The 8,768-nt window shown below is 73.7% G+C and carries 10 protein-coding genes; 2 read left to right on the forward strand and 8 right to left on the reverse strand.

Features of this window, described 5'->3' with window-relative positions; genetic code table 11:
- Positions 1-91: 91 nt before the first annotated feature.
- Positions 92-1,252, forward strand: coding sequence for a trans-sulfuration enzyme family protein (locus ACFRCR_RS13805; RefSeq protein ID WP_377678285.1), 1,161 nt, complete (start codon positions 92-94; stop codon positions 1,250-1,252).
- On the opposite strand, the gene ACFRCR_RS13810 is transcribed toward ACFRCR_RS13805, so the two are convergent.
- Positions 1,249-1,629: a DUF6191 domain-containing protein gene (locus ACFRCR_RS13810; protein ID WP_377678286.1), complete on the reverse strand. Its 381-nt coding sequence runs from the start codon at positions 1,627-1,629 to the stop codon at positions 1,249-1,251. The genes ACFRCR_RS13805 and ACFRCR_RS13810 overlap by 4 nt on opposite strands.
- Positions 1,630-1,816: 187 nt before the next feature.
- Between ACFRCR_RS13810 and ACFRCR_RS13815 the strand changes: the two genes are divergently transcribed.
- A complete protein-coding gene (locus ACFRCR_RS13815) occupies positions 1,817-2,488 on the forward strand; it encodes a hypothetical protein (RefSeq protein ID WP_377678288.1) in 672 nt (223 codons plus the stop codon).
- 53 nt (positions 2,489-2,541) lie between these two features.
- On the opposite strand, the gene ACFRCR_RS13820 is transcribed toward ACFRCR_RS13815, so the two are convergent.
- The 7 genes from ACFRCR_RS13820 to ACFRCR_RS13850 form a co-directional block, all read right to left on the reverse strand.
- On the reverse strand, positions 2,542-3,567 hold the full coding sequence (locus ACFRCR_RS13820; protein ID WP_377678290.1) for an NAD(P)H-dependent glycerol-3-phosphate dehydrogenase: 1,026 nt from the start codon (positions 3,565-3,567) through the stop codon (positions 2,542-2,544).
- The gene (locus ACFRCR_RS13825; RefSeq protein ID WP_377678291.1) at positions 3,564-4,292 is read right to left on the reverse strand and encodes a lysophospholipid acyltransferase family protein; all 729 of its coding nucleotides are present in this window, start codon (positions 4,290-4,292) and stop codon (positions 3,564-3,566) included. The genes ACFRCR_RS13820 and ACFRCR_RS13825 overlap by 4 nt, the downstream gene beginning before the upstream one ends.
- Before the next feature lie 92 nt (positions 4,293-4,384).
- Positions 4,385-4,990 carry a response regulator gene (locus tag ACFRCR_RS13830; RefSeq protein ID WP_377678293.1) on the reverse strand — a complete coding sequence of 202 codons (606 nt, stop codon included), beginning with the start codon at positions 4,988-4,990 and terminating at the stop codon, positions 4,385-4,387.
- Positions 4,987-6,333 carry a sensor histidine kinase gene (locus tag ACFRCR_RS13835; protein ID WP_377678294.1) on the reverse strand — a complete coding sequence of 449 codons (1,347 nt, stop codon included), beginning with the start codon at positions 6,331-6,333 and terminating at the stop codon, positions 4,987-4,989. The genes ACFRCR_RS13830 and ACFRCR_RS13835 overlap by 4 nt, the downstream gene beginning before the upstream one ends.
- A 68-nt stretch (positions 6,334-6,401) precedes the next feature.
- The gene (locus ACFRCR_RS13840; RefSeq protein ID WP_377678296.1) at positions 6,402-7,274 is read right to left on the reverse strand and encodes an ABC transporter permease; all 873 of its coding nucleotides are present in this window, start codon (positions 7,272-7,274) and stop codon (positions 6,402-6,404) included.
- Positions 7,271-8,302 carry an ABC transporter ATP-binding protein gene (locus ACFRCR_RS13845; protein ID WP_377678298.1) on the reverse strand — a complete coding sequence of 344 codons (1,032 nt, stop codon included), beginning with the start codon at positions 8,300-8,302 and terminating at the stop codon, positions 7,271-7,273. The genes ACFRCR_RS13840 and ACFRCR_RS13845 overlap by 4 nt, the downstream gene beginning before the upstream one ends.
- A gap of 66 nt (positions 8,303-8,368) precedes the next feature.
- Positions 8,369-8,635, reverse strand: a complete 267-nt coding sequence (locus ACFRCR_RS13850) for a hypothetical protein (RefSeq protein WP_377678300.1) — start codon at positions 8,633-8,635, stop codon at positions 8,369-8,371.
- Positions 8,636-8,768: the final 133 nt, after the last annotated feature.

Consider the following 8,768-nt stretch of genomic DNA (forward strand, 5'->3'; position numbering starts at 1 on the left):
GACCCGAACTGCACGCTCGACGCACCACCCCTTGTCTCCTCCTGCGGTTGCCCGCGGCACCCACCCGGCCGCCAGGCGTAATCTCACCCCCATGACGACCGAGCCCGCCCGCCACCGCTCACCGCTGTCCCCCGCCACGATCGCGGTCGCGGCGGGACGCCCGCCGCGCGAGCAGGGCGGGCCGGTCAACCCGCCGGTGGTCCTGTCCTCGACGTACGTGTCGCGTGGCGTGCAGCAGCCGGGCGAGCTCCTGTACACGCGCATGGACACCGAGACCTGGCACCCGTTCGAGGAGGCCCTCGCGACCCTGGAGCGCGCCACGGAGCCCGGCATCGTGTTCGGCAGCGGCATGGCGGCGATCGCAGCCGTCTTCTCGTTCGTGCCGGCGGGCGGCAAGGTCGTCCTGCCCCGGCACGCCTACCAGGTCACGCTGGGGTTCGCCGACGATCTCGCGGCCCGCCACGGGGTCGAGGTCGTCCGGGTCGACGTCGCCGACACCGACCAGGTGCTCGCCGCGATCGACGGGGCGGACCTGCTCCTGATCGAGTCGCCGACCAACCCCATGCTCGAGGTCGCCGACCTCCCCGTGCTGCTGGCCGCGGCGCGCGAGCGCGGGGTCCGCACGGCGGTCGACAACACGTTCGCGACCCCGCTGGGACAGCAGCCGCTCACCCTGGGGGCGGACGTCGTCGTGCACTCGGTCACCAAGTACCTCGCAGGACACTCCGACGTCGTGCTCGGGGCCGTCGTCACGAACGACCCGGACCTGGCCGCGAAGGTGCGTGCCTACCGGACCCTGCACGGCGCGATCGCCGGGCCGTGGGAGGTGTGGCTCGCGCTGCGCGGGCTGCGTACCCTCGCGCTGCGCGTCGAGCGCTCCCAGGCCAACGCCGCAGAGATCGCCCGACGCCTGGCCCAGCACCCGCTCGTCGAGGAGGTGCGCCACCCGAGCCTGCCGACCGACCCTGGCCACGAGCGGGCGGGGCGCACCATGACCGGATTCGGGTCGATCCTCGGGCTGCGGCCCCGGGGCGGGCGCGAGGCCGCCGACGCGCTCGTCGAGGCCGTCGAGCTCTGGGTCCCGGCGACGAGCCTGGGCGGGGTCGAGTCGAGCCTCGAGCGGCGACGGCGGTTCGCGACCGAGTCGCACACGGTCCCCGAGGACCTGCTGCGCCTGAGCGTCGGCATCGAGGACGTCGAGGACCTGTGGGCGGACCTCGACCAGGCTCTGCGCGCCGCGGTCCGGGGCTAGCGGGCGGCAGGCGGCCCGTCGTCGGACTGCGGCTCGACGGCCTGTGGCTCGTCGGGCTGCGGCTCGTACACGTCCGCACTGAAGACCACGACCCCCGCCTCGAGGTCCACGTCGACCGGGGGCGCGGTGGACGGCGCCTGCGCGATGTCGAGCCGCTGACGCTCCTTCTCCTCGGTCAGGTGGACCCGGCTCGGCTGGAAGACGTCGACGAGCTCGCCGAACGCACCGGCCCCGGCGCTCTCGCCCGACCCTCGCCGGTCCCCGAGCCGCCGGTCCCTGGAGCGCCCGCTCACCATGCGCTCGATCGCGACGACCGCGACGACCGCGAGCACGACGACGAAGAGGAGTGGCCCGCCCACGCTGCTGATCCCCGGCATGCAGCCACCGTAGGGCCGACTGGAAGCCACTGTCATCCCTCGTGCGAGGGGGAGCGCGGGCAGCGACGACAGCACGGCGGCCGGTCGTTCCTCGGTCGAGCCCCTCCATGCGACCGTGCCCGTGCGCGCCTAGGCTCGAAGACCACCCGGGAAGAGGTCCCGGACGACGCTCCTCGGAGGCGCACCGATGAAGGGCACGACCCGACGACGCCGCACCGCAGCACTCACCGCCGGGGTCGCGACCGCGGTCCTTGTGATCACGGCCTGCTCGGGCGGGGACGACCGCGACGACCCGGGGCCGAGCACCCCGTCCCCTGCCGCCTCGTCGACCCCCGACCCGTCGGCCTCGGCGGGCCCGACGGACACCCCGACCGGGTCCACGGACGACGACGGTTCCACCTCCGCTCCCCCGTTCCCTGCGAACACCGAGCCCGACACGTCAGAGCCGTCCGCCGGTGCGGCGCTGACCGTGACCGACGTGCGTGTCGGGCGGCACGACGGGTTCGACCGCGTGGTCTTCGAGCTCGGTGGCACGGGCACGCCCGGCTGGCGCGTCGAGTACGTGCCGGAGGCGGTCGAGGACGGGAGCGGGAACGTCGTCGACCTCGACGGCGACGGCACCCTGCAGGTCATGATCTCCGGCTCGGGCTACCCCACGGACACGGGCGTCGCCGAGTACGCGGGTCCCAACCCTCTGCGGGTCGCCGAGACCGACGAGGTCGAGGAGGTCCTGCTCGGCAGCGTCTTCGAGGGGTCCACCCAGGCGTTCGTCGGGACGGACGAGGTCAGTCCGTTCCGGGTCTACGCACTGACGGACCCGACGCGGGTCGTCGTCGAGGTCCGCAACGACGACGTGTGACGGGTGTCGGCTCGGCACCCGTCAGGGCGCCGGGCCGACAGAGCGGGCGGGACTCAGCGACCCGACGTCACGCCCTCGGACTTCTGTGGCCGCGAGAGCAGCCCGCGAGCCATGTCGTCGACGGGCATGCCCTCGTGCAGGACGGCGACGACGCCGGCCGTGATGGGCATGTCGACGCCCACCTTCTGTGCGAGCTCGAGGACCGAGCGGCAGGACTTGACGCCCTCCGCCGTCCCCCCTGTCGCCGCGACGGCCTCGTCGAGGCTCATTCCGCGGCCGATGTGCTTGCCGAGCGTGTGGTTGCGGGACAGGGGTGACGTACAGGTCGCGACCAGGTCCCCCATGCCCGCAAGGCCCGAGAACGTCTCGGCGTCGGCGCCGAGCGCGAGACCGAGCCGCGTGATCTCGACGAGCCCGCGCGTGATGACGGTGGCCGTCGTGTTGTACCCGAACCCACGCCCCTGGGCGATGCCCACGGCGAGCGCGATGACGTTCTTCACGGCGCCGCAGAGCTCGACGCCGACGACGTCGGAGTTGGTGTACGGGCGGAAGTAGGACGACGAGCAGGCCGCCGCGACGAACCGCGCGGTCTCCTCGTTCGTGGCCGAGACGACCGTCGCGGTCGGCTGGTGCTCGGCGATCTCCCGTGCAAGGTTCGGTCCGGACACGACCGCGACCCGGTCGAGCGGCAGGCCCCACACCTCGGCGACGACCTCGCTCATGCGGCGGTCGGTGCTGAGCTCGACGCCCTTCATGAGCGAGACCGCGACGACGCCCTCCGCGAGGTGCTCACGCAGCGGCGCGAGCGTCGCACGGGCGCTCTGGGACGGGATCGCGACCACCACGAGCTGCGCCCCGGCGAGGGCGGCGGCCGCGTCGGTCGTGGCCGTGAGCCCTGCGGGCAGCTCGATGTCGGGCAGGTACGCGGAGTTGCGGCGGGTCGCGTTGATGTCGGCCGCGACCTCGGCGTTGCGACCCCACAGCCGGACCTCGCAGCCGGCGTCGGCCAGGACGGCGGCGAACGTCGTGCCCCACGCCCCCGACCCCAGGACGGTCGCGGTGATCTGCCGGTCGCTCACTTGCGCTCCTCCGAGCCGGGATTCTTGCGGACGTCGAAGCGCTCGGCGGGAGCCTTCTCCCCGCGGATGTCCTCGAGGAGACCCGTGATGGCGTCCATGATGCGGTCGGTGGCCTCGCGCAGGGTCGCGGTGTCGACGGGGCGCTCGTAGAGGTCCGACAGGTCGACCGGTGGCCCGGCGTGCACCGCGACGTTCTTGGGCGGGAACGGCCGGAACCGCTTGCTGTAGCGGGGCAGGAGGTCCTGCATGCCCCACTGCGCGATGGGCACCACGGGCATGCGGCTCGCGAGGGCCAGGCGCGCGGCACCGGTCTTGCCGACCATGGGCCACAGGTCGGGGTCGCGCGTGAGCGTGCCCTCGGGGAAGACCGCGACGCACTCGCCCAGCGCGAGCTGGTCGACGGCCACGCTGACCGAGGATGCCGCGCCGACGGTGTTGCGCTGGACGGGGATCATGCCCGTGCGGGTCAGGAGACCGCCGAGGAGCGGCACCTTCCACAGCGACGCCTTGGCGAGGATCTTGGGCGCCCGGCCGTTGTCGTACAGGAAGTGGGCGAACGTCAACGGATCGATGTTCGACATGTGGTTGCCCGCAGCGATGAACCCGCCTGTCGCGGGGATGTTCTCCTCGCCCTGCCAGTCGCGGCGGGTGATGGTGAACATGAGGGGTCGCACGATGAGCGCGACGAAGCGGTACGCGCGGCTGTCAGGATGAGCTTTCGGCACGGTCACCGAGCCTACCGGGCCGCGTGCCGTCGTCGGGCCCGACGGCGCCGCGCGCCCTGGGTGCGCGGGCCCGACGCCGCTGCCACGACGGCTCAGATCCACCCGTGGCGGCGCGCGAGGTGCACGGCCTCGTGCCGGTTGGTCGCGCCCAGCTTGGCGGCGGCCGAGGACAGGTAGTTGCGCACCGTGCCCGGTGCGAGCGACGCGCGGGTCGCGATCTCCTCGACGGGGGCTCCACCGGCTGCGAGCTCCAGGACGTCGGCCTCGCGGGCCGTCAGTGGGCTCGAGCCGGCCGCGATGGCCTCGGCCGCGAGCTCGGGGTCGACGTAGCGACCACCGGCCTGGACCTGGCGCACGACGTCCGCGAGGACGCGCGAGGAGACCGTCTTGGGCAGGAAGGCCCCGACACCCGCCTCGAGCGCGCGCTTGAGGTACCCGGGGCGACCGTGGCTCGTGACCATGACGACCCGGCATCCCGGCACCTCGACGGCCAGGGCCCGGGCGACCTCGATCCCGTCGAGGCCGGGCATCTGGAGGTCGAGCACCGCGACGTCGGGGGCGTGCTTGCGTGCGGCCGCGAGCGCCTCGGTCCCGGACGCGGCCTGGACGACGACGTCGAGGTCGTCCTCGAGCGAGAGCAGGGTCGCGAGCGCGTCGCGGATGAGGTTCTCGTCGTCGGCGAGCAGGATGCGGATCACGCGGTGGGGCCTTCCTCGGTGGGGCTCGGGGCGCCTGAGCCACGGCCACGGGGTCCGCGCGGCATGCGCGCCACGAGGCTACCCAGGCCCGCGCCCGGGAGCGGGACGCTGGCCGTGAGGCGGAACACGGGTGGGGCGAGATGGGTCTCCAGGCGCCCCCCGGTCTCGGCGAGCCGCTCGCCCAGGCCGATCAGGCCGGACCCGCTGGGACTTCCCGGACTGGTCGTGGTGCGGTCGAGGTCGGGGACGCCGTCGTTCGTGACGGTCAGCACCGCCTCGCCGCGGTCGACGCGCAGCGTGATCTCGCACCGTGCGGCGTCCGAGTGCCGGACCACGTTCGTCACGGCCTCGCGCACGACCCAGGCGAGCGCCTCCTGCGTGGCCAGGGGCAGCGCGGCCTCCTGCTCGTCGCCGCAGGACTCGATCGTCGTCTCGATGTCGGCCGACCGCAGGACCGAGCGGGCCCCGCTGAGCTCGGCCGGCAGGTCCGTGGCCCGGTACCCGGCAACCACGGCCCGCACCTCGCGCAGAGAGTCCTGCGCGATCTGGCGCACCTCGAGCATCTGCTCGGCGGCCCCCGGGCGACCGCGCGTCGCGAGCTCGGCGGCCAGCTCGCTCTTGACGGCCACGACCGAGAGCGTGCGGCCGAACACGTCGTGCAGGTCGCGCGAGAAGCGCAGCCGCTCCTCGGCGACGGCCAGGCGGGCGTGCAGGACCCGGTTGCGCTCCTGCTCCCACACGATCCCCAGCATCCAGACGGACACCCGGTAGGACGCGAACACGCCCACGCACATGATCGCGACGGCGACCCCCTGACCGACCGCCATGCCCACGGCCGTCTCGTCGCGGACGGGGGCGACGAGCCAGGCGACGAACCCTGAGGCTGCGGCGACCCCGAGCGCCCCGAGCGCCAGCCAGCGGAAGGTCAGGAGAGGGGCGCAGGCCGCGACCGAGAAGCCGGCGGTCGCGGTCACGACCAGGACGGGGGTGTTGCCCATGAAGATCGACCCGTCGCCCTGGGGGTACGCCGCGACACCGACCACGCTCGTCACGACCGCGAGGACCGCCATGCTGCCGAGCGCCCACCGCGGTGCGGGCGGACCTCCGAGGAACCGGGTGATCCCGTACCTGATCACGACGATGCAGGACGCGGTGTGTGCCAGGCTCAGCGCGATCAACGGCGCGAGCAGCGCGGGGTGGCCCGTCGGCACCTCGCCGACGATCCAGAGCACCACGTAGAGCTCGAACGTCGCGATGACGTACAGCGACCAGCGCGTGTAGGTGTCGAACCGTTCAGGGTTGGAGCGGCGCGACCACGCACCGACGAAGGGGTTCCGGCTCACGAGGACCAGCCTGTCATGCGGCGACGGCGGCGCGTGCGCACCGGGCGCGCCCGCCAACCGGGCAGACGTCACCGGCGCGGTTCCCACCGCATGTACCGGGTCGCGAGCCACGCGCCGAGCACGCACCAGGCGGCCAGCACCGCCAGGGGCTGTGCTGCCAGGGCGAACGTCTCCCCGAAGCCGACCGCGACGCCGTCGGGACCGAGACCCGTGAGGCCGATCGTCAGGAGCTCGGCGACCGGGTGCAGGGGCGTGAGCTCGGCGAGGGTCTGGACGCGCTCGGGGAGCATCGTGAGCGGGAGGGTCGTCCCGGACAGGAGCAGCGCGAGCGCCATGATCGGCAGCGTCGAGAGCTGGGCCGTCTCGACCGTGCGCGTGAAGGCCGTGCTCGCGGCCGCGAGCGCCGCGAAGACGAACGCCCCCCCGAGGACCGCGACGAGCAGCAGCAGGACGTTCGCGGGAGCGTCGAGCCCGATCCACAGCGCGATCGCGGCCCCTCCCAGGACGAGCTGGCCCAGCATCGTGGCGACTGCGGGCGTCGCGGCCCCCGCCAGGATCTCGGCGTCGGAGCACTGCCCGGTCCGCAGGCGCTTGAGCACGAGCTCCTCGCGCCGGGCCACGTAGGCGCTGGCCAGGTTGTAGTACACGACGAACATCAGGGCGAAGCAGATGAGGCTCGTGAGCGCGAACGCACCGATGATCGACGCTCCCGCGTCGTCACCCACGAACGCCTCGAACGCGCCCGAGAAGTGCAGGAAGGCGACCATGGCTGGGGCGAGGAGCACCCCGTTGAACAGGGCCGTGCGGTTGCGCAGGAGGAGCGTGGTCTCGGCGCGCACGAGCGAGCGGATGCGGCGCAGCGACCCGGTGAGGGCGCTCGCGGAGCGCTGAGTCGAGGGGGCGCCCGGGGTGCGGGTCGAGGTGGGGGCGAGGGTGGTCATGCGGCACGCTCCGTCGGGTCGGTGGTGGACGCGGACGCGGTGCGGGCGGTGCCCGGCCCGTCCGCGATGGCGAGGAAGGCCTGCTCGAGGGACGCGGGGCGCGCCTCGATGCGGCCGAAGGTCACGTCGCGGTCGGCCGCCCAGGCGAGGAGCACGGCGAGGGTGTGCTGGAGGTCGCGCGTCGCGATCGAGAGCGTGCCGGCCTCGACGCGCGTGAGCGTCTCCCCGGGCAGCAGCGGGAGGTCGGTCAGGTGGGGTCGCACGCTCTCCTCGTCGAGGTGGACGAACGAGGGCTCGGCCTCGACGATGTCCGCGACCGTGCCGTCCTGCACGATCCGGCCGCCGTGCATGATCGCGAGGCGGTCGGCGAGGCGTTCGGCCTCTTCCAGGTAGTGGGTCGTGAGGACGACGGTCGTGCCGTCGTCGAGCAGCCCTCGCACCAGGTCCCACGCCGAGCGGCGGCTCTCGGGGTCGAGCCCCGTGGTCGGCTCGTCGAGGAACAGGACCTCGGGGCGCCCGAGCAGCGCCAGGGCGAGGTCCAGACGGCGGCGCTCGCCGCCCGAGAGGGAGCTCACCATGACGTCCGCGCGGCCGCGCAGCGCGACCAGGTCGAGGGCCTCCTCGACGGGGCGCGGGGCGGTGAGCGTGCCGGCCCACATGCGCGCGGTCTCGATCGCGGTCAGGTCGGACGGGAAGCCCGCCTCCTGCAGCATGATCCCGATGCGGGGACGGACCTGGGCGCGCTGGCGGTAGGGGTCCTTGCCGAAGACCTGGACCGTGCCGCCCGTGGGGCGCGCCAGCCCCTCGACGACCTCGAGGAGCGACGTCTTGCCCGCCCCGTTGGTGCCGAGGAGCGCGAAGAGCTCGCCGCGCCGGACCTGGAGGTCCACGCCCGCGACGGCCTCGAAGCCCTGCGCGCCGCGCGAGCCGCTCGCGTACCGGCGGCGCAGGCCGCGCACGTCGATGACGAGGTCGTCCGGGGAGGCGGAGCGGCCCGGGGTACCGCTGCCGTAGGTGTCGTTGTCCATGCCTCCAGCCTGGTGCCGGCAGGAGGGGTCAGGCAGTGCGCCCCGTCACCCGTTCCGTCGGGTTCGTCACCGTTCCTCGATGACGTTTGTCATGTCGTCCGCGACGGTGACCGCGCTGGTGACCGATGCCGCCGGTCCGGCCGACGCCCCGGTGCCCGCGTCCGTGCCGGGGGCGCTCCCGCCGGTCCCCGCGGGTGCGCTCAGCGCGAGCCCGCCCAGGGTGAGGACGCTGAAGGTGAGGGCGCCCGCTCCCCAGGTCAGCGCCCGCCGACGGGGTGCACGCGGTTCGGGGGTGTTCTCGGGGGACGTCTCGGACGGCCGCTCGCTCGACATGTCGTTCCTCCAGCCCGGGCGAGCCCTTCGCCCGTGCCCCCACAGTGGTCCTCGGACCTGCGCGGAGGATGACGTGCGCCTGTGGAACGCCTGAGAGGACGACGACGGGCGCGGTGCGTGCCGTCGCACGCAC

The sequence above is a fragment of the Oerskovia sp. NPDC056781 genome, assembly GCF_042789955.1.
GTDB lineage: Bacteria > Actinomycetota > Actinomycetes > Actinomycetales > Cellulomonadaceae > Oerskovia > Oerskovia rustica.

What these genes read in the sequence shown, in the direction of transcription:
- ACFRCR_RS13810 (WP_377678286.1), bottom strand. Translation starts at nt 1,629, where the DNA reads ATGCCGGGGATCAGCAGCGTGGGCGGGCCACTCCTCTTCGTCGTCGTG.
- ACFRCR_RS13840 (WP_377678296.1), bottom strand. Translation starts at nt 7,274, where the DNA reads ATGACCACCCTCGCCCCCACCTCGACCCGCACCCCGGGCGCCCCCTCG.
- ACFRCR_RS13805 (WP_377678285.1), top strand. Translation starts at nt 92, where the DNA reads ATGACGACCGAGCCCGCCCGCCACCGCTCACCGCTGTCCCCCGCCACG.
- ACFRCR_RS13850 (WP_377678300.1), bottom strand. Translation starts at nt 8,635, where the DNA reads ATGTCGAGCGAGCGGCCGTCCGAGACGTCCCCCGAGAACACCCCCGAA.
- ACFRCR_RS13845 (WP_377678298.1), bottom strand. Translation starts at nt 8,302, where the DNA reads ATGGACAACGACACCTACGGCAGCGGTACCCCGGGCCGCTCCGCCTCC.
- ACFRCR_RS13815 (WP_377678288.1), top strand. Translation starts at nt 1,817, where the DNA reads ATGAAGGGCACGACCCGACGACGCCGCACCGCAGCACTCACCGCCGGG.